Here is a 19,161-nt window from a genome sequence, read left to right on the forward strand (position 1 = left end):
TGGGAGTGAGCCGATGGATCGTACGTTTTTGATGGTTAAACCGGATGGTGTACAACGCGGACTGATTGGACGTATTGTCAGTCGTTTGGAAGACAAGGGCTTCAAAATGGCGGCTGGCAAGCTTGTGCAGGTATCTAGAGAACAAGCAGAGCGGCATTATGCGGAGCATGTGGGCAAGCCTTTTTTTGAAGAGCTTGTAGGCTTTATCACATCAGGACCTGTATTTGCCATGGTTTGGGAAGGGGATAACATTGTTACGCTTTCCCGCTTGCTGATTGGTAAAACACAAGTAACAGAGGCTCTTCCGGGCACCATTCGTGGAGACTTTGCTGCACATACACCGTTTAACCTCATTCATGGTTCAGATTCACCGGAGAGCGCAGAGCGCGAGATTGCAAATTTTTTCACACCGGAAGAATTGGTTCGGTATGAAAAAACTGTAGCGACCTGGGTGTAAGTTTAATTACGTATGAAGAAGGATGGTAGCATGACAGATCTGGAACTGGGTCAGACGGACCCCGATTACACAGCGTTTATCCGCAAAATCAAGGACAGCACAGGTATTGATCTTGCACAATACAAAGAAGCACAGATGAAAAGGCGGTTAACGACGCTTCGCAACAAAAACGGGTTTCCCAGTTTTGTTTCTTTTTATGATGCCATGATGAAGGAAAAACCTCTATTCTATGAATTCTTGGATCGTATGACGATCAATGTTTCCGAGTTTTGGCGAAATCCCAATCGGTGGGAAGTGCTACGGGATATCATTTTGCCACAGCTGCTTGTGGGAAAGCAGAAGCTTAAGCTGTGGAGTGCGGCCTGCTCGACTGGTGAAGAGCCCTATAGCTTGGCTATGGTTCTCGACGGTAAAGGAATTTTAGGGAATTGCTCTATTACAGCTTCCGACATTGATGATGGTGCATTGGCTAAAGCCAAGGAAGGTAAATATTTGGAGCGTTCGCTCAAGGATGTGCCTGAGCAGGTAGCTAGCAAATATTTTAAACCAGATGGTGCCATGTATCGGATTGATGACCGTCTAAAACAGGCTGTGAAATTTCAAAAGCAAAACTTGCTGCTGGATCGGTTTGAGGATGGGTATGATCTCATTATCTGTCGAAATGTGATGATTTATTTTACAGAAGAGGCCAAACATGCGTTGTATCAAAAGTTTGCTGCCAGCCTTCGTCCCGGCGGTGTTTTATTTGTCGGCAGTACCGAGCAAATCTTTTCTCCTAACCAATATGGGCTGGAATCGACTGAAACCTTTTTTTATCGCAAAAAAGCATAAGCCTGTACATATCATCCATCGTTTCGTAGGAACTTATTTCTATTCTTAAGTAATGGATGGCTGGCTTATCAACAGTGCACGTCCTTTAGCTCTTCTGGCTGAGGGACGTGTTTTTTGTTTATCTGCCTCAGACGTGGCTTTTCTTGTCAAAGAAAGGTGCGTATACTATAATGAAGCACAGTTAAAGATTTTAGCGATGCACAGTTTAACAGTTTAAAGGGGGAACGCGTCATGAGTTTACGTTATTTAACCGCGGGGGAAACGCATGGTCCCCAGCTAACTGCCATTGTAGAGGGTATGCCGAGTAATTTAAAATTGGATTTTGAGGAATTGAATTTTCAGTTGCACCGTCGTCAGAAAGGATATGGACGGGGGCGGCGTATGCAGATTGAAAAAGATACGGCGAAGATTGCTGGTGGCGTACGTCACGGATATACCACAGGTGCACCAATTGCACTAGTTGTGGAAAATAACGATTGGAAGCACTGGCAGAATATTATGAATATTGAGCCTATTGAAGGCAGTGATGAAGAAAAGCGTCGGGTTCATCGGCCGCGTCCGGGTCATGCGGATTTGAATGGCGGAATGAAATACAACCTGAAGGATCTTCGTAACGTGTTGGAACGCTCCAGTGCACGGGAAACAGCAATTCGTGTGGCATGTGGCGGGTTGGCTCGTCAATTGCTGGCTGAGTTCGGGATCAAGGTGGCAGGTCAGGTCATCCGCATTGGTGAAATCGAAGCTCCTTATCGCGATTTGCCGATTGATGAACTGATTGCCGTAACAGAAGCTTCTTCGGTAAGAGTAACCGATCCAGAAACGGAGAAGAAAATGGAAGCCTACATTGACCTGATCAAGCAAGAAGGTGACTCCGTCGGTGGTGTAGTGGAATGTATCGTGGAAGGTGTTCCGATTGGTCTGGGCAGTCATGTACAGTATGATCGGAAGTTGGATGCACGTATCGCACAAGGCGTCATGTCGATCAATGCATTTAAAGGTGTGGAAATCGGCATTGGGTTTGAAGCAGGAGAATTGCGCGGTTCACAGGTGCATGACGAGATTTTATATGATGAGGAACGTGGATATCACCGTCGTACGAATCGTTTGGGTGGTTTTGAGGGTGGCATGACCAACGGAATGCCAGTGGTGGTTCGTGGTGTTATGAAGCCAATTCCCACACTTTATAAGCCGCTGCAAAGCGTTGACATTGATACGAAAGAAGCGTTCACTGCACAGGTTGAGCGTTCGGATGCATGTGCGGTACCAGCGGCAAGCGTAGTCATGGAGCATGTGGTAGCTTGGGAGATAGCCAAAGCTTTACTAGAGAAATTCGGCGGGGATTCAATTGAAGAAATCCGTGCGAATATTGCATCCTATGAACAACAACTGGAGCAATACTAAGATGAGTACGCTGACGGTACAGCTTGGCGAACGTTCTTATCCTATTCTTATCGGACGTGGGTTGTTGCATCAAGCCGGAGAGTCGTTGAAGGAACGAGGAATTGCACAAAAAAGCCCATTATTGATTGTTTCAGACGAAAATGTAGCGGGATTCTACTTGGCAACAGTGGAAAGCAATCTTCAAGAGGCGGGATACAGAACGGTATCATTTGTCGTTAAGCCAGGTGAAACATCCAAGTCGCTTGCTGTATTTGAGCAGGTCATAACAGCAGCCATTGAGGGCGGTTTGGATCGCAATTCAGCTGTTATCGCTCTTGGTGGTGGTGTGGTGGGTGATTTGGCTGGATTTGTGGCGGCATCTTATATGAGAGGCATCAAGTTCGTACAGGTTCCAACTACTATCCTTGCCCATGACAGCAGCGTGGGTGGTAAGGTCGGCATCAATCATCCTTTGGCGAAAAATATGATAGGAGCCTTTCACCAACCGGAACTCGTACTGTATGACGTAGATACGTTGTCAACATTACCTTCTCGCGAGGTATCTGCGGGGCTTGCTGAAATGATCAAGCATGGCTTGATCTGGGATGCTGATTTTGCTCAGTGGTGCCGTGAACATTCGACGGATTTGCTCGGACTGGATGCGACGGCACTGGAGTACGGGCTGGAGAAGGGATGCTCCATTAAAGCCGAAGTTGTATCACGCGATGAACGAGAAAATGATTTGCGCGCTATTTTAAACTTAGGCCATACGATTGGGCATGCGATTGAAGCGATTGCGGGGTATGGTGAGTTTTTACACGGGGAAGCCATTTCTATTGGTATGGTTGGCTCGGCACTACTGGGTGTGAAGCTGGGGGCAGATCCTTCTTTGGTAAACGAAACGAAGGAAATGCTGTCATCGCTGCGCTTACCGACTTCTCTTCCGTCACATCTCGATACAGATCGATTGCTCGAAGCGATGATGCATGACAAAAAATTCAAAGAAGGCAGCATTACTTTCGTTGTCCCACGCAGTATTGGGCGTGTGGAGGTTGTGAAGGATATTTCCGTCTCTTACATCCGGGAAGTCATTGAACAGTTAAAAGAGGAGGCGTAACGATGTACAATCGTGGAATTCGTGGCGCGACGACCGTGACGAATAATGAAGCAAACGAAATTTTGGAAGCAACAAGCCAACTACTGGAGGAAATTGTATCCTACAATGAAATTCAGCCAGAGGATATTAGTAATGTATGGATAACGGTGACCCATGACCTGGATGCTGCCTTTCCAGCCATGGCCATCCGTCAGCTTGACGGCTGGGACATGGTTCCGCTCATGTGTGCATTAGAAATTCCTGTGGCTGGTAGCTTGCCCAAGTGCATCCGTTTGATGGTACAGGTGAATACCGATAAATCTCAGCGTGAAATGAAACATGTATATTTGAACGGAGCACAGATGCTAAGACCGGATCTGGCTTCCCAAGGGAAATAATCGTCCATTTTTTAAGTTGATGGTTGCCAAAGTAACATTCCATGAGATATAGTGTGTGTAGCAGAGTTGAGTAGAGTAGAGTTAGCCAGAGCAGAGTTGAGATGAGAAGAGTGTAGTCTAGCCAATTCCATATGAGATTACAGAGACCAGCGGTAGCGGGTAAGCTTTTGTCCATGAAGAGACCTTCTTCTATAGAGAAGCTTATTTGGGGTAACCTGCGCGGTTATGCAAAAGGGATAAGTGTATGCTTTTCTATTTGCTGTGATCATTTTACATATGGAGCATTCTTATAATTTCAATAACTGACAGCCTCTACCTTACGGGTAGAGGCTTTTTTATTCTCTCCATTGGGTTCTGCGCCAATTTGGAAAGGAAGTGATCTCATGTTAACGCCGCATGTGGAGCAAGTGATAGCGATGGCGAATGAATTTAACCTGATTCCTGTGTACAAAAAAGTGCTGGCTGATATGGAGACGCCGATTCGGATTTTCCGTCGGTATGCTGAGCGGGACCGTGCCTTTCTGCTGGAGAGTGTAGAGGGAGGCGAGCAGTGGGCGCGACATTCCTTCATCGGAACAGACCCATTTCTGATGGTCTCAGGTAAAAAAGGTCGATTGATTTTGGAACAACACGGTAAACGGCAAATATTAAGCGACAAGCCGATTGAAGCGCTCAAAGCATTACTTCGTAAATACCGTAGTCCGAAACTGAAAGACATGCCTCCATTTACAGGCGGGGCTATCGGATTTTTGGATATGACCTGCTTCAATACTACGAAAAGCTGCCAGAGCACTCGGTAGATGATTTGAATATGGATGATATTCGTTTTATGTTTTGCGATCAAGTCATTGTCTTTGATCATGTGAAACAGCAAATTTTGCTGGTTGGCAATGTTCATATAGGTGAAGGGTTCCGCGAGGAGGACATTCGTGCTGCTTATGCAGATGTGGAACGCAAGTTGGAGAACACGGCGCAGTATCTGCGCAAGCAGTCCCCACCGGAGCGATTAGGCTCTGCCTCCATTCCTGATGATGTGGAACTGGGTGAGATCCAATCCAATGTGACAAAGGAACAATTTATATCAAACGTGGAGCAGGCAAAGGAGTATATCCGCTCCGGTGATATTTTTCAGGTTGTACTGTCCCAGCGTTTTCACATCGATACAGAGGCCTCTCCACTACAGGTATACCGCGTGCTGCGCACGATGAACCCGTCGCCATATATGTATTATCTGAAAATGGATGACGAGATCATCGTAGGCACTTCGCCGGAGGCACTCGTCAAGGTGGAAAACGGCCGTGTAGAGACCCGACCGATTGCAGGAACGAGACCGCGTGGCGTAACGGAAACCGAAGATGCGGCGCTTGCTGAAGAATTGTTGAAGGATGAAAAAGAACGTGCAGAGCATCTGATGTTGGTAGATCTGGGAAGAAATGATCTGGGACGTGTATCCCAGTTTGGCACCGTAAAATGCGATACATTCATGGAGATTGAACGCTATTCCCACGTGATGCACATTGTATCGAATGTGTCGGGCGAACTGCGTGAGGACAAAGATTTCTTCGATGCTTTCCTGTCTTGCCTGCCGGCCGGCACCGTATCCGGAGCTCCAAAGCTACGGGCGATGGAGATTATTGCTGAGCTGGAGCGGGAAGCACGCGGAACCTATGCAGGAGCAATTGGATATTTGGGCTTCTCAGGCAATATGGATGCTTGCATTACGATTCGCACAATTGTGTTTAAAAAGAACCGGGCCTATGTCCAGGCAGGGGCTGGAATTGTGTGGGACTCCGTACCGGAAAGCGAGTATCAGGAGACGGTGAACAAAGCAAAGGCACTGCTGAAAGCAATCCGCACGGCGGAAGCGATGTTCCCAGCAACGACACAGCCTTACAACAGCGTCATCAACCAAGATTATTTGTACACTCCGTAACACACAAAAATCTGATTCTGAGGAGGAGACGACAATGGAACGACATGACATGATGCAAGTAGGGTTAAGCCGGATCATTGAGGGACAGCATCTTTCGCGTACGGAGGCCCGTAGCGTGATGGAACAGATTATGAGTGGGAGTGCTACACAGGCGCAAATCGGCGGGCTCCTGACGGCTCTTCGCCTCAAGGGAGAGACGGTAGATGAAATCACCGGTTTTGCCGAAGCAATGCGCAATTACGCTAGTCCAGTGCAAGCTGGAGAAGGGAACAGTCGTCTACTGGATACATGCGGCACCGGGGGTTCGGGTATTCACAAGTTTAATATTTCCACGATATCTGCTATTATCGCGGCTTCGGTTTCCGTACGGGTAGCAAAGCATGGCAACCGGTCTGCAAGTGGCCGTGCCGGAAGCGCTGATGTCCTGGAGGCACTCGGAGTCAACATTCATTTGACAAGTGATCAGGCGCGATCGTGTCTGGACCGCATTGGCATTTGCTTTTTATTCGCACAGCTGTATCATCCGTCTATGAAGCATGCCGCCGCGCCGCGCCGTGAGCTAGGTGTGCGGACAGTATTCAATATGCTCGGTCCATTGACGAATCCGGCTGGTGCGGATCGACAGCTGTTGGGCATTTATGATGCCGGCAAAACGGAAGTGATTGCCGAGGTATTGAACCAGCTCGGCTCCAAACGAGCCATGGTTGTCAGCAGTTTGGATGGACTAGATGAGATTAGTATTTCGGCTGCGACGCGAGTATCTGAGCTCAAGGACGGCAAGGTTCACACGTTCGAGCTTCATCCGTCCGATCTGGGTTTGCAGACACATTCTCTAGATCAGGTGTTAGGCGGCGATGCACAGGTTAACGCAGATATCATACGACGAATTTTGAACGGAGAGCATGGAGCCTATCGTGATGTTGTGTTAGCGAACGCAGGAGCATGTATTTATGTCTCAGGCGCAGCAGCTACCTTGACAGACGGAGTAGCGCGAGCAGCAGAAGCCATCGACTCTGGACTGGCACTTTCCAAGCTGGATCAATTAATACAAGCAACGGGGGAATATCAATATGTATCTTGATAAAATTGTGGTGACGAAGCGACAAGAAGTGGAGCAGCTTAAGCAGCATTTTGAGATTAATAAAGCCGAACGCTTAATTGCAGATTTACCTGTGACGAGAGGATTTGAAAATGCGATCGCCAGCGGACGCAACCGTCCGCTCGGGCTGATTGCTGAAGTAAAGAAGGCTTCTCCGTCCAAAGGGTTGATTCGACCCAATTTCCATCCGGTGGATATTGCGTGTGCATATGAGGGAGCAGGAGCCGATTGCATTTCTGTACTGACAGATGTTACGTATTTTCAGGGGAGTCCTGAATATTTACAGCAAATTCGCGATCAAGTGAAAATTCCGCTGCTGCGAAAAGATTTTATCATTGATGAACGGCAAATCTATGAAGCTCGTCTATTGGGAGCGGATGCGGTACTGTTGATTGCCGCGATATTGGAACCCCATGTTTTAGGGTCATTCTTGCAAATCGCCAAGGATCTTGGGCTGGATGCGTTGGTAGAGGTGCATGACAGTGAGGAACTTAAAGCAGTGCTGGATCTGGGTACAGCGACCTTAGTTGGTGTGAACAATCGCAATCTTCGGACATTTGAGACCCGTCTCCAGACGACAGAGGAGCTGATCTCACTGATCCCAAAAGGGGTTACATTCATCAGCGAAAGCGGCATTGCAGGACCGGAAGATGTTAAGTATCTGCATTCGGTAGGTGCGCACGGCATTCTGGTAGGGGAGCATCTGATGCGTAAGGAAGATGTAGGACAGGCTGTAGTCGAATTGATGGACGGGGTTAAAGCATGAACAAAACGGGCGTAAAAATTTGTGGACTTCAAAGCGTTGAAGTGCTAAAATCTATGGTAAACTTACCGGTCGATTATATAGGTTTTGTGTTTGCTGACAGCAAGCGCCGGATTGACGGCGCACATGCTGGAGAGTTGCTTCGCGTATTGGATGAATGGGCCTCGGGCAGCAGACCGCGCAGCGTGGGCGTATTTGTGAACCCTGACGATGCACTGTTAAACGATGTGATGGAGAAAGCACCATTGGATGTCATTCAGTTGCATGGACAGGAAAGTCCACAGCGCTGTCGGGAGCTTAAGGAACGTTTTGGCATACAGATATTCAAGGCTTGGTCTGTGGACAGCCAAGGGCAGACAGATCAGGGGAAGACCGAACACCGAGCAGACGAATTAGAGGCTTATGTCGGAACAATTGATGCTTTACTGCTGGATACATACGATCCCCTGTATGGCGGCGGTTCTGGAAAAACGTTTGCGTGGGATCGAATTCCCGCCTATCAGGCTTGGACTCATCAACACGGAATCCCTCTGTTTGTAGCTGGGGGGCTGACTGCCGATAACGCAGAAAAGCTGATTAGCGAGTATCATCCCGACGGGCTGGATGTTTCCAGCGGTGTAGAGACGAACGGAGTCAAGGACATTGCAAAAATCACAGCATTCGTAGAAAGGGTGAAGCAGGCATGACACAATTACCTGATAACAACGGACGTTTTGGAACATTTGGCGGACGTTTTGTACCGGAAACGTTGATGAACGCACTGATTGAATTGGAGGAATCCTACCGAAAATACGCGGATGATCCTGAATTTAAAGCAGAGTTGAACGGACTTCTAAAAGACTATTCGGGTCGGGAAACTCCGCTTTATCATGCGGAGCGTCTGAGCCAACATCTGGGCGGGGCAAAAATTTACTTGAAGCGCGAAGATTTAAACCATACTGGCGCCCACAAAATTAATAATGCATTGGCCCAGGGATTGCTGGCGAAGCGTATGGGAAAACAGAAGGTCATTGCCGAAACAGGTGCAGGACAGCATGGTGTCGCAACGGCTACCGTAGCTGCATTGCTCGGATTGGAATGCAAAGTGTTTATGGGCGAAGAGGATACGGTTCGCCAGCAGTTGAACGTATTTCGGATGCAGCTTTTGGGTGCGGAAGTGATTCCGGTGACATCGGGTACACGTACACTTAAGGATGCCGGGAATGAAGCTTTACGTTATTGGGTGAGCCATGTTCATGACACGTTCTATATTTTGGGTTCGGCTGTCGGTCCGCATCCGTATCCGATGATGGTACGGGATTTCCAGCGTGTGATAGGCGATGAAACACGCCGTCAGATCTTGGAGAAGGAAGGCAGACTTCCGGATGTTGTTGTGGCAGCGATCGGTGGCGGAAGCAATGCTATCGGTATGTTTTATCCTTTCATAGAGGATCAAGGTGTTGCTTTGATTGGCGTGGAGGCTGCTGGTAAAGGCGTCGAGACGGAATTCCATGCAGCTACCATGAGCAAGGGAACACAAGGGGTCTTCCAAGGCTCTATGAGTTATCTACTTCAGGATGAGTACGGACAAGTGCAGCCTGCGCATTCCATCTCGGCTGGACTGGATTATCCAGGTGTTGGACCGGAGCATTCATACCTAAAAGATATTGAGCGGGCCAAATATGTCCCGATTACTGATCAGGAAGCGCTGGATGCACTTCAGCTCCTTTGCCGTACCGAAGGAATACTGCCTGCATTAGAGTCGGCACATGCCGTTGCACAGGTCGCCAAGCTGGCACCTACGTTGACTTCAGATGATATTATCGTTATTTGTTTGTCTGGGCGCGGGGATAAAGATGTGGACTCCATTATCAAGTATTTAGGGGGAAATCCGTCATGAATTTAATTGATCAGGCGTTTGAACGCCTTAAACATGAAGGCAAAACGGCATTAATTCCTTTTCTGACGGTAGGCGACCCGGATGTGGATACCACGATAGAGATCATTCGGCAGTTAGAGTCAGCCGGAGCCGATATATTGGAACTAGGCGTACCTTATTCGGACCCGTTGGCTGACGGCCCTGTGATTCAGCGTGCGTCTGAACGTGCACTGAAACGGCAAATTTCAATCCGCACCTGTATGGAGACAGCGTCTCTGGCTAGGGCGGCAGGTTCAAGCCTGCCTTTTATTCTGTTCACGTATTATAATCCTGTATTGCAGATGGGGATGGATGCTTTCTTTGCAGGCTTGCAGGAGCACGGTATCAGTGGTCTGATTATTCCGGATCTTCCGCTTGAAGAAGCAGAGGAACTGGGAGGACGGGCAGCAGAGGTAGGTGTGCATCTGATTCCGCTGGTAGCCCCAACGTCTGAACAACGGATCGAACGAATTGCCCGTCAGGCCCGAGGATTTGTGTACTGTGTATCTTCGCTGGGTGTAACCGGAGAAAGAGCTTCTTTTTTTGAAGGTATAGAGGGCTTTATCGCGCAGGTCAAACGGCATACGGATGTTCCGGTGGCGATAGGCTTTGGTATTTCAAATCGTGAGCAGGTTGTCCGGTTTTCAGACATTTGCGATGGAGTTGTGGTTGGCAGTGCCATTGTGCGACAGGTGGAGGAAGCCATTCCATTGCTGGAGGATTCTGCACGCAGAGAAGAAGGGCTTTTGCAAATTCGCGATTTTGTGGCACAATTAAAGCAGTAATGGGTGTCAAATATAAAATATTTAATTTAGTTCTGATTGGATAGAGGAGGAAGGGGCATGCAACCTAAACCGCATATTGTACATTTGCCAGTATATCAGCCCGGTAAACCGATTGAGGATGTGAAACGTGAGCTGGGACTCGATGAAGTAATCAAGCTCGCCTCAAACGAGAATCCGTATGGCAGCTCTCCCAAAGTGTTGCAGGCCATTCAGCAGGAGTTTGCTAACATCAGTGTATATCCTGACGGAAGTGCAGTTGCTCTGACACAGGCACTAGCTAAACGGACGGGATTAAAAGAAGAACAATTTATCTATGGCTGTGGCTCTGACGAAATTATTGCGTTGATTACGCGTGCATTCCTTCTTCCAGGGGAAGAAAGTATCATGGCTGATCAGACATTTTCCGTCTATAAAAGTAACGTGGAAATTGAGGGAGCAGTTGCAGTTGAGGTGCCTTTGCGTGACGGTGTACATGATTTGGATGCCATGCTGTCTCATATCAATGACCGTACAAAAATTATTTGGATCTGTAATCCAAATAATCCGACGGGAACGATTGTACCCGAAGCTGAGCTGATTGCGTTTCTGAACCAAGTGCCAAAGCATATCATGGTGGTGCTGGATGAAGCCTACGCTGAGTTTGTAATAGATCGTTCGTATCCAGACGGCATTCGCTTGTTGTCAGCTTATGAAAATTTGGTTGTACTGCGTACCTTCTCCAAAATCTATGGTCTGGCTTCGCTACGTATCGGATATGGTATGGGAGCCGAGGCAACCATTCGCTTGATCAATCAGGTTCGTGAGCCGTTTAATACTTCACGGGTTGCACAGGCTGCGGCCATTGCTGCCTTGGAAGATCAGGAATTTGTTCAAGAATGTCGGGATCGTAATGCAGAGGGTAGAGCTTATTTGCAAAATGAGCTGAAGCGTCTGGGCCTGGAGTCTTTCCCCGCACATGGTAATTTTATTATGCTGGATGTACGTCGTCCATCCGGTGAGGTATTTCAGGAGTTGCTTCGTAAAGGTGTGATTATTCGCGCAGGTCATCACAAATATCCGACATATATTAGGGTGTCGGTTGGATCACAGCCGCAAAATGAGTTGTTTATTCGTGTGCTGGAACAGGTCCTGGGGGCGGAAGCGGCGAAAGTACGCCTATAATTTCCGCAGATGGGATTTGATAATAGATGAAGATTGCCATTTTCGGCGTGGGACTGATTGGCGGGTCCCTCGCACTTTGTTTTAGAGGGAAGCCGGATATTACTGTGGTCGGTCATGCTCATCTTCCTGAACTGATAGAACCGATGCTAAGCCGTGGTGTCGTGGACACCGCGACTCTTTCGGTTGAAGAGGCGGTCAAGGATGCCGATTTTATTTTTTTATGCGTACCGGTTGGTTTACTGGAGCATTATCTCGAATTGTTAAGCAAGTTACCGCTTAAAGCGGGGTGTATTATTACCGACGTAGGTAGCACGAAATCGGCGATTGCCAAAAAGGCATCAGAAATATCTTTGCACAATGCTTACTTTATCGGGGTCATCCGATGGCTGGCTCGGAGCGTTCCGGTGTCAAGGCCGCTTCTGCGTTGTTGTTTGAAAATGCATATTATGTGCTTTCCCCTGCAGAGGGTGTGCCTGAGGAAGCTTACAGCTCGCTGGAGCGTTTGTTGAAATATACCGGTGCTCATGTTGTGCGTGTCCAACCTGATATGCATGACGATATTGTCGGTGCGATTAGCCATCTTCCACATATTATTGCAGCAGCGCTGGTGAATCAGGTACGAAAGCACAATGATGAAAATCCGTTGTACCGTACATTGGCTGCTGGTGGGTTTCGTGATATTACACGGATAGCCTCTAGTGATCCGGTTGTGTGGCGGGACATTTTGCTGAGTAATCGTGATGTTTTACTGGGCCTGTTGGAAGAATGGAATGGGCAGATTGAGCGTTTTACTCACTTGCTGAGAACACAAGACGGAGAGGGAATTGCTGACGAATTTTTGACAGCAGGGCATTTCCGCAGTGAACTGCCAGAGCGTCGTAAAGGAGTTATTGTCTCTACGTTTGATCTGTATATTGATGTACCGGATACCCCAGGGATTATCGGAAGAATTGCAATGGAACTAGGAAATCACAGCATTAATCTGAGCAATATGCGAATCATTGAAAGTCGGGAGGATGTTCCTGGCATCATGAGGCTTTCCTTCCGTCAAGAGCAGGACTGGGAGCGTGCCAAAACCTTACTGGATTCGATGGGCTATAAAGTGGTGGTATAAAGGGTGAAGAAAGTATGTGTGTTTGTTAAGGAGATACTCCGCTCCGCGATTCATTTGATCTTACGATCGCTGTTGCAGGGGGATTCTTTGGACGATTTGAAATCTTTAAAGGAAAGAATCCCCCTGCAAAGGCGAGCGCTACGCTTCTCCAGATTCAAATGAATCGCTCCGCTACGGACCGCCTTAAAAGCATCATACTTTCTGGAGTGAAGTAGTAAGAAAAGATTTAAAGCGGGCTAAGGTTCTCTTCCCGCTTTTTTGTTATTTGAAGAGTCGATGGAATGGTCCTTTACAACTTATTAATAAAGAAAAAAAGACCACCCGGGTAAAGCCCCGGGTGGTAGCTACTTTTAGTAAAGTAGCTGAGTAGGATAGGAGTGGAGAGAAACCATACTGTACTTTTATTATATGTATACGTTTTCATTTTGTCAATATTTTTTTAAAGCGTTTTCTTTTTGTTTAATTATCCTTATTGGTGCTCTAAATGAAACACTTTAATTGGATTTGTCATTTATCTTGAATAAACTTAAAATCCATTGAAAAGCGGTTTAAATGAATTAGCTGCCAGCGTTAGGGAGCCTTTGATGGAAATCGTGGGGATTTTGGACTTTTTTACTGGCGGCCATTTTGTGGTACAATGGGTAAGTCCATTTTGGATATTGAATATTGTTGGGGATAGCACCGTTAATGTTGGCACTACATAGGGTAAGAAAATAACAAATGTTCCATGATGCTGTTTCATCCATTTGCGCAGAGGGCGCAACTTTTTTTGGCCTGTTCGGTATATATAGACAGAATCGGACGGGAAAACAGCACATGTATGGGCGAGGAGGGTCTCACTCGGATGATGACAGATTCCCAGATGATTCAGGAAATCAAACAAGGTAATGTTGAGGTTTATTCAGAATTAATGAGGCGGCACCAACGTAAAATTTTAGCTTTTGTTTATCATATGCTGAAAAGTTCGAACCTGGAAATGATTGCTGAGGACTTATGCTCGGAGACGTTTTATAAAGCGTATCGGAGCCTGCATTCTTTTCGCGAGGTAGATGCATCGTTCTCCACTTGGCTATATACAATTGCACGCAATACGGTGCTAAGTGAGCTTCGCAAGCACCGTAGTGGTCAGGTTCCATTGGAAGAGAGCGGTTATGTACCGGTAGCTCCATCGGATGTAATTCCGGAGCAGGCTGTTCTTCGCGGTGAGAAGGTAGAGATGGTTCGTGAAGCAATCAACAGATTGCCTGAGAAGCAGCGATCTGCGCTGATTTTGCGTGAATATGAGCAATTAGATTATCAGGAGATTGCGACTATTTTAGGACAGACGGTCAGTGCGGTGAAGTCATTGCTTTTCCGGGCAAGAACCAGTGTGAAGACGCAGTTGGAGCCTTATTTTTTTGAGCCTCTCTATGAGGAAAACGAAGGGATGAGCAGCCAATGAAATCCAGGGACGCTGAGGATTTGTTCGCTACAGGCAAAAATGTATCGAAACAAGACTCGGAGCGCAGACGGGCCAAAAGCTCGTCTGCCGGGTGGGAGCATGGTTCGGAAGAGAATGATTGGAATTTGTCAAAAGAAAGTCGATCGGCTATTCGTGATATTTCCTTTGAAATAACAGATGATAAGCTAGAGGCAATGAATCGTAGAGTCATGGATCGAATTTATGAAGAATCACCGTGGCTTGTTCCGGGCGAGCATCGACGTGCGCGTGTGAACCCAGCAGCCCGTAAGTATATGTCTGTATGGATCGCCGGCTTCTTGGCCGTATTTTTGTGCAGCTTTTTGTTTTTGAACTGGAATGGAAGCTCCTCTCAGGAAAATCCCCCCAAGCGGCTCCTGTCATGGACACGGGTATTTTACCGACAGGCCTGCTGGAAACTACAAGTACATCTCCACAGTATCAATACCACATTAAAGATGTGAATAGTGGCATTATGGATCCGCTGGTTGCAAGCATTGTTCCTACTTACCCGCAATACTGGATGTTGTTGTCTGTATTGGCACTTGCGCTTGCTTTATTTTCTCTGGGCTGGATCCATCGGACGAGAAGAGTTAGAAATTAGCTGGCAGATGGGCTCCATATAAAATTCATTATATGCCTGAATAACACAACAGCGGAGGACTGACACAATGCTTATTGGCTTGATCAGACATGGATTGACGGATTGGAATGCGGTAGGTAAAATCCAGGGGCACAGTGATATTCCGTTGAATGAGGAAGGGCGTCGGCAGGCACGCTTGCTGGCAGAACGATTGAAGGAAGAGCCTTATCAATGGGACGGGCTTATTACAAGTAGTCTCTCCAGAGCGAAAGAGACGGGGGATATTATTGCCTCTGACCTGCATTTGCCATTGCTGGAACCTGATGATCGACTAAGAGAACGTGCTTATGGTCAGGTCGAGGGGATGACACAGGCCGAACGTGAAGAGAAGTGGGGAGTTGACTGGCATCTGCTGGATTTAGGGCAGGAAAGCGATGCAGATCTTCAGCTTCGTGCGCTAGCTTTTATGGAGGCTCTTTGGACGGAAAATCGGGACAAGAATCTGTTGATCGTTTCCCACGGCGGTTTTTTGGCTAATTTGTATAAGGCTCTGTATCAGGAAAAATTTACAGAACGAATTGGCAATTTGTCACTAAGTGTACTCCAGCGTGAGGATGCGGACTGGGAACCGCTTTTATATAATTGCACGAAGCATTTGCAAGAGAAAAAGTGACTGCAACTCCAATGCTTTGTGAAAGACCACGGCTTCTACTCATCGTAGAGTCGTGGTCTTTTTGTTTTTTAATTATACCTTTGCAGAAAAAGAGGTTTAGAGTCTGAAGATTCCGTCAAAGCTGTGGGTACAACAGGTAAGAATCATTTCCGGATGACAGTCCAGTGACGAGGCGATGGAACAATGAATCTGGCGGATATGCTGACATTTGCGGATATTGTGCATTTGAACAGAATCGCAGTGTATTACGATTGTGACTGCAAACCTAATTCCAAGCATGAGTTGATCCAAGGGATTTTGACAAAGCTCGGCAGTAGTAGTTTTTTTGAGACGCAGGTCAAGGAGCTGAGGTTGTCAGAGGTAAGGTTTTTGAATGCGCTATTGTTCGATGACCGACCTTATTTCAGTATGGAGGAATTGATTGCGATTGCCAAACAGTCTGTCGAGCAGGACGGAGATGCTGGTGAGCGACCACGAGATATTGTGACCCGTCTACGTTCTAGCGGCTGGTTGTTCAATGGTTCAACGCACAATACGAGATATTTGTACCAAATTCCTTCGGATATGAAGGAGCGCTTTCGGCGTGTTATGGTACATGACTTTCAAAACGGAATGATCCGGGTAAGCGAACCGTCGTCGTATCGGGATGAAGGGCATCTACTGGCGGAGGATTTACGGCTTTTCCTTCAATATATGAGGCAGCATGAGGTTCTGCTTAATCCTGAGGGAGCTTGGTACCGTCGCAATCAGCAGCAGCTAATGGAGCATTTGCACATTGCGGAGCCGTTATTGGGTAAAGGAGGATGGCGTTTTGGCTATGGTTCCTCTTTTAAGTTTTATCCGGATCGAATGGCATTACTGTATGATTACGCCCGGCACTCCAAGTATATTGAGGAGAAGGGAGACCGGGTTGAGCTGACCGCAAAAGGGGAGGCGCAACAGGAACTCGCAATTGAGGATGAAATGATACAGCTATTCAGGTTTTGGTTAAGATTGTATAAAGGAGCCGTACCCAATCTGCTTTCACTAGTCTACTGGATTGGAGAATGTGCCAGGCCATGGACTTCCTCAGAGTCGCTTTTTGTGCATATCGGCCCACTGATCCGACCGTTTTACTATGATACCTCCCGTTCGGTCTTTGATCAGAGGATTATACGAATGATGCTTCACTTGGGTATGCTTCGACAAGGTGAGCATCCGACAGGACCCTCTGTACAAATGACGGCCTGGGGGCAGAAGTTGGCGGGAGAGTGCCGTCTTGGGCGAAACGACTCGGGTATACAGCTCCATTGACAAGCAGTACACATATTGATAGAATTTCACCCAAAATATGAGAGGGTGAAGTTGATGCTAATTCACTACAACGGAAACTTGCCACAACTCCATTCATCTGTCTATGTGGCAGAAGGAGCAAAAATCGTCGGAAAAGTAACGATCGGCCAAGATTCCTCCGTATGGTTTAATGCCGTACTGCGCGGGGATATGGCGCCTATCATTATCGGTGAACGCTGCAATATTCAGGACGGTGTCGTGGGACATGTGAACACGAATCAGCCCCTGTTGCTGGCGGATGATATTTCGGTAGGACATGCTGCCATTATCCACGGTTGTACGATAGGCAAAGGCACTTTAATTGGTATGGGGGCCATTGTACTCAACGGAGCGGAGCTTGGTGAATATGCTTTAATAGGAGCAGGGTCGGTCGTTACGGAAAATACCAAAATACCACCCTATACTCTTTCTATCGGTACACCTGCCAAAGTGGTGCGCGAATTGACAGATGCAGATTTGCAGCGGATGTCACGAACGACACTCAGCTATGTGGCGAAAGGAAAAGAATATAGGATCTCTTAAACTCATGTTGGAGGTGCATCCTATGGATAAAATGAAGGTTACTTATGAGGTAATGTTGGGCCTGTCTGCTGAGATGGTTTTGGACGAGGCATTACGTAAACACCGGAGTGAAAAACTCTACAAGGATATTGATGAGGCGTTAGCCTCCGGAGATGAAGTAGCTTTTCGTCATCTTACGGATGAGCTGAAAGCAATGAGTTAGACCGCTTTTGGTAAGCTTAAGGTGGTCATTTTGACCAAGCGCCAGTTCGAGATTATATCATCAAACCTGACTGTAACGGCGGTCAGGTTTTTTTGATACGCTTGGATATGATATAGTCATTGTAGGATAGTGCCTGTACAAGGCAACTGTCGTATGAACGGAGGATGAAGGACGTGTCGTTATCTTATTTGTGGAGCCGGTCGTTCTTGACGAGCCGGCCCTTTTTGTGGCTGCTGTTCTGGTGTAATTTAGTTGGAACGGTGTATGGGTACATATGGTATGGGGGACAGCTGGAATATACACTGAATTATCACCCGGCGTGGCAGATTGTATTTGTGCCTGATAGTCCGACGGCCAGCCTATTTTTTACAATTTCAATAGCATTTTTGCTCTATCCTCCGCATTTCAAAAGCTTGAAGGTCATTCGCCAGATCATGGAAGCATTGGCTGTCGTTACGAGTGTAAAGTACGGCATTTGGGCTTCGGCTATTATTTTGTGGGGAGTTGCGCAGGGGGGACCTATGGTATGGCAGGATTGGATGCTGATAGCATCTCACACAGCAATGGCGGTCGAAGCATTACTGTTTGTACGGTTTTTTAGCTGCAAATGGATTGCTTTATGCTTAGCCGCACTTTGGACATTGTTAAATGATACGATGGATTATACCTATGGCATATACCCTTATCTTCCCAGGACGCTAACGGATAATGTGACGCAAGTGCGTACTTTTACCTACATGCTGACCCTTGTTAGTATTGTAGCGGCATGGCTTGCCATGCTAGCACGCAATCGAAAGGTATCGTCTTATCGTGAACTAGCTTGAGTCTTTTGAATGGAGAAATAGAGATGCATATCGTTATAAATCAGAAGGAATATGTATTCCAAAAAGGCATCCGTGATGATCACAAAATAAAAGCAAGCTTTAATTATTTAGCAAAACAGAGTTTTGGTTTTGATTTTGAAACCTGGTTTCAATTGGGGGATTGCAAACTACAGGAATCAAGGTTTGAGTCGGTTTTTAGTAGAGCAAGCGCTGAAAGATTGGCATGGCAATTGTGACGGTATCTGTGACGGTATCTATCTGTTTGGAAATGATAGTGTGAAGGATTTTTATCCTAGATTCGGCTTCGCTTCGGCACCTGAGTATCAATGTAGTCGGAAGGCACCTACCAGCAACCTAAACATAAAGATTGATCAATTAAATATGGAAGAAATGCCGGATTTGCAGTTGTTGAAAATGAAGAGTGCTGACTTCAATCCGTATTCACTTTTTTCTGCGGAAAACAATGAGTGGTTGGTTTTATTTTATAGTACGTTATTTTTTAAAGACAAGTTTTTTTGGCACATACCTCAATACGATACGATTGTTGTTGCAGATTTCGAAGGAGATACGATGAACTGTTACGATATTTTTGGAGCGAGGCGACATTCCTTATACTACACTGTTTTATATGACTAAGCACCCAAACAGATGT

Annotated in this window: 20 protein-coding genes and 2 pseudogenes; all 22 read left to right on the forward strand. The window is 46.9% G+C overall.

Annotated features, from left to right (window positions below):
- Positions 1-13: 13 nt before the first annotated feature.
- The 22 genes and pseudogenes from ndk (at position 14) to G7035_RS19065 (ending at position 19,145) form a co-directional block, all read left to right on the forward strand.
- Positions 14-457 (forward strand): nucleoside-diphosphate kinase, encoded by a 444-nt coding sequence (gene ndk, locus G7035_RS18965; protein WP_013371674.1) that lies wholly within the window; start codon positions 14-16, stop codon positions 455-457.
- Between the two features lie 30 nt (positions 458-487).
- Entirely contained in the window at positions 488-1,288 is an 801-nt protein-coding gene (locus G7035_RS18970) for a CheR family methyltransferase (protein ID WP_013371673.1), read from the forward strand.
- 231 nt (positions 1,289-1,519) lie between these two features.
- A complete protein-coding gene (gene aroC, locus G7035_RS18975; RefSeq protein WP_019687864.1) occupies positions 1,520-2,689 on the forward strand; it encodes a chorismate synthase in 1,170 nt (389 codons plus the stop codon).
- Between the two features lies 1 nt (position 2,690).
- Positions 2,691-3,785, forward strand: a complete 1,095-nt coding sequence (gene aroB, locus G7035_RS18980) for a 3-dehydroquinate synthase (RefSeq protein ID WP_019687863.1) — start codon at positions 2,691-2,693, stop codon at positions 3,783-3,785.
- A gap of 2 nt (positions 3,786-3,787) precedes the next feature.
- The gene (gene aroH / locus G7035_RS18985) at positions 3,788-4,162 is read left to right on the forward strand and encodes a chorismate mutase (RefSeq protein ID WP_016822205.1); all 375 of its coding nucleotides are present in this window, start codon (positions 3,788-3,790) and stop codon (positions 4,160-4,162) included.
- Between the two features lie 383 nt (positions 4,163-4,545).
- Positions 4,546-6,095, forward strand: a pseudogene (gene trpE, locus G7035_RS18990) (anthranilate synthase component I).
- A gap of 34 nt (positions 6,096-6,129) precedes the next feature.
- The gene (trpD, locus tag G7035_RS18995) at positions 6,130-7,176 is read left to right on the forward strand and encodes an anthranilate phosphoribosyltransferase (RefSeq protein ID WP_019687862.1); all 1,047 of its coding nucleotides are present in this window, start codon (positions 6,130-6,132) and stop codon (positions 7,174-7,176) included.
- Positions 7,166-7,960 (forward strand): indole-3-glycerol phosphate synthase TrpC, encoded by a 795-nt coding sequence (gene trpC, locus G7035_RS19000; protein ID WP_019687861.1) that lies wholly within the window; start codon positions 7,166-7,168, stop codon positions 7,958-7,960. The genes trpD and trpC overlap by 11 nt, the downstream gene beginning before the upstream one ends.
- Complete coding sequence (locus G7035_RS19005; RefSeq protein ID WP_019687860.1) at positions 7,957-8,643, forward strand: phosphoribosylanthranilate isomerase; 687 nt, start codon at positions 7,957-7,959, stop codon at positions 8,641-8,643. The genes trpC and G7035_RS19005 overlap by 4 nt, the downstream gene beginning before the upstream one ends.
- Positions 8,640-9,836, forward strand: a complete 1,197-nt coding sequence (gene trpB / locus G7035_RS19010) for a tryptophan synthase subunit beta (protein ID WP_019687859.1) — start codon at positions 8,640-8,642, stop codon at positions 9,834-9,836. Before G7035_RS19005 ends, trpB begins: the two co-directional genes overlap by 4 nt.
- The gene (gene trpA, locus G7035_RS19015) at positions 9,833-10,639 is read left to right on the forward strand and encodes a tryptophan synthase subunit alpha (protein ID WP_016822199.1); all 807 of its coding nucleotides are present in this window, start codon (positions 9,833-9,835) and stop codon (positions 10,637-10,639) included. Before trpB ends, trpA begins: the two co-directional genes overlap by 4 nt.
- 57 nt (positions 10,640-10,696) lie before the next feature.
- Complete coding sequence (hisC, locus tag G7035_RS19020; protein ID WP_019687858.1) at positions 10,697-11,800, forward strand: histidinol-phosphate transaminase; 1,104 nt, start codon at positions 10,697-10,699, stop codon at positions 11,798-11,800.
- A 26-nt stretch (positions 11,801-11,826) separates the two neighbouring features.
- Positions 11,827-12,914, forward strand: a pseudogene (locus G7035_RS19025) (prephenate dehydrogenase).
- 844 nt (positions 12,915-13,758) lie between these two features.
- A complete protein-coding gene (locus G7035_RS19030) occupies positions 13,759-14,355 on the forward strand; it encodes an RNA polymerase sigma factor (protein ID WP_013310707.1) in 597 nt (198 codons plus the stop codon).
- Positions 14,352-14,837 (forward strand): hypothetical protein, encoded by a 486-nt coding sequence (locus G7035_RS19035; protein WP_230877321.1) that lies wholly within the window; start codon positions 14,352-14,354, stop codon positions 14,835-14,837. The genes G7035_RS19030 and G7035_RS19035 overlap by 4 nt, the downstream gene beginning before the upstream one ends.
- Entirely contained in the window at positions 14,834-14,977 is a 144-nt protein-coding gene (locus G7035_RS27460; protein ID WP_230877794.1) for a hypothetical protein, read from the forward strand. The genes G7035_RS19035 and G7035_RS27460 overlap by 4 nt, the downstream gene beginning before the upstream one ends.
- A gap of 67 nt (positions 14,978-15,044) precedes the next feature.
- Entirely contained in the window at positions 15,045-15,629 is a 585-nt protein-coding gene (locus G7035_RS19040; protein ID WP_019687856.1) for a histidine phosphatase family protein, read from the forward strand.
- 183 nt (positions 15,630-15,812) lie between these two features.
- Positions 15,813-16,922, forward strand: coding sequence for a hypothetical protein (locus G7035_RS19045; RefSeq protein ID WP_019687855.1), 1,110 nt, complete (start codon positions 15,813-15,815; stop codon positions 16,920-16,922).
- Positions 16,923-16,976: 54 nt separating this feature from the next.
- Positions 16,977-17,483 carry a gamma carbonic anhydrase family protein gene (locus tag G7035_RS19050; protein ID WP_016822194.1) on the forward strand — a complete coding sequence of 169 codons (507 nt, stop codon included), beginning with the start codon at positions 16,977-16,979 and terminating at the stop codon, positions 17,481-17,483.
- 22 nt (positions 17,484-17,505) lie between these two features.
- Complete coding sequence (locus G7035_RS19055) at positions 17,506-17,685, forward strand: IDEAL domain-containing protein (RefSeq protein WP_013371655.1); 180 nt, start codon at positions 17,506-17,508, stop codon at positions 17,683-17,685.
- Between the two features lie 173 nt (positions 17,686-17,858).
- Entirely contained in the window at positions 17,859-18,509 is a 651-nt protein-coding gene (locus G7035_RS19060; RefSeq protein ID WP_019687854.1) for a DUF1405 domain-containing protein, read from the forward strand.
- A 129-nt stretch (positions 18,510-18,638) separates the two neighbouring features.
- Entirely contained in the window at positions 18,639-19,145 is a 507-nt protein-coding gene (locus tag G7035_RS19065; protein ID WP_230877795.1) for a GNAT family N-acetyltransferase, read from the forward strand.
- Positions 19,146-19,161: the final 16 nt, after the last annotated feature.

The sequence above is a fragment of the Paenibacillus polymyxa genome (assembly GCF_015710975.1).
Classification (GTDB): Bacteria; Bacillota; Bacilli; order Paenibacillales; family Paenibacillaceae; genus Paenibacillus; species Paenibacillus polymyxa.

Coding starts and splice junctions, on each gene's coding strand:
- ndk (WP_013371674.1), top strand. CDS start 14: ATGGATCGTACGTTTTTGATGGTTAAACCGGATGGTGTACAACGCGGA.
- G7035_RS18970 (WP_013371673.1), top strand. CDS start 488: ATGACAGATCTGGAACTGGGTCAGACGGACCCCGATTACACAGCGTTT.
- aroC (WP_019687864.1), top strand. CDS start 1,520: ATGAGTTTACGTTATTTAACCGCGGGGGAAACGCATGGTCCCCAGCTA.
- aroB (WP_019687863.1), top strand. CDS start 2,691: ATGAGTACGCTGACGGTACAGCTTGGCGAACGTTCTTATCCTATTCTT.
- aroH (WP_016822205.1), top strand. CDS start 3,788: ATGTACAATCGTGGAATTCGTGGCGCGACGACCGTGACGAATAATGAA.
- trpD (WP_019687862.1), top strand. CDS start 6,130: ATGGAACGACATGACATGATGCAAGTAGGGTTAAGCCGGATCATTGAG.
- trpC (WP_019687861.1), top strand. CDS start 7,166: ATGTATCTTGATAAAATTGTGGTGACGAAGCGACAAGAAGTGGAGCAG.
- G7035_RS19005 (WP_019687860.1), top strand. CDS start 7,957: ATGAACAAAACGGGCGTAAAAATTTGTGGACTTCAAAGCGTTGAAGTG.
- trpB (WP_019687859.1), top strand. CDS start 8,640: ATGACACAATTACCTGATAACAACGGACGTTTTGGAACATTTGGCGGA.
- trpA (WP_016822199.1), top strand. CDS start 9,833: ATGAATTTAATTGATCAGGCGTTTGAACGCCTTAAACATGAAGGCAAA.
- hisC (WP_019687858.1), top strand. CDS start 10,697: ATGCAACCTAAACCGCATATTGTACATTTGCCAGTATATCAGCCCGGT.
- G7035_RS19030 (WP_013310707.1), top strand. CDS start 13,759: ATGATGACAGATTCCCAGATGATTCAGGAAATCAAACAAGGTAATGTT.
- G7035_RS19035 (WP_230877321.1), top strand. CDS start 14,352: ATGAAATCCAGGGACGCTGAGGATTTGTTCGCTACAGGCAAAAATGTA.
- G7035_RS19040 (WP_019687856.1), top strand. CDS start 15,045: ATGCTTATTGGCTTGATCAGACATGGATTGACGGATTGGAATGCGGTA.
- G7035_RS19045 (WP_019687855.1), top strand. CDS start 15,813: ATGAATCTGGCGGATATGCTGACATTTGCGGATATTGTGCATTTGAAC.
- G7035_RS19050 (WP_016822194.1), top strand. CDS start 16,977: ATGCTAATTCACTACAACGGAAACTTGCCACAACTCCATTCATCTGTC.
- G7035_RS19055 (WP_013371655.1), top strand. CDS start 17,506: ATGGATAAAATGAAGGTTACTTATGAGGTAATGTTGGGCCTGTCTGCT.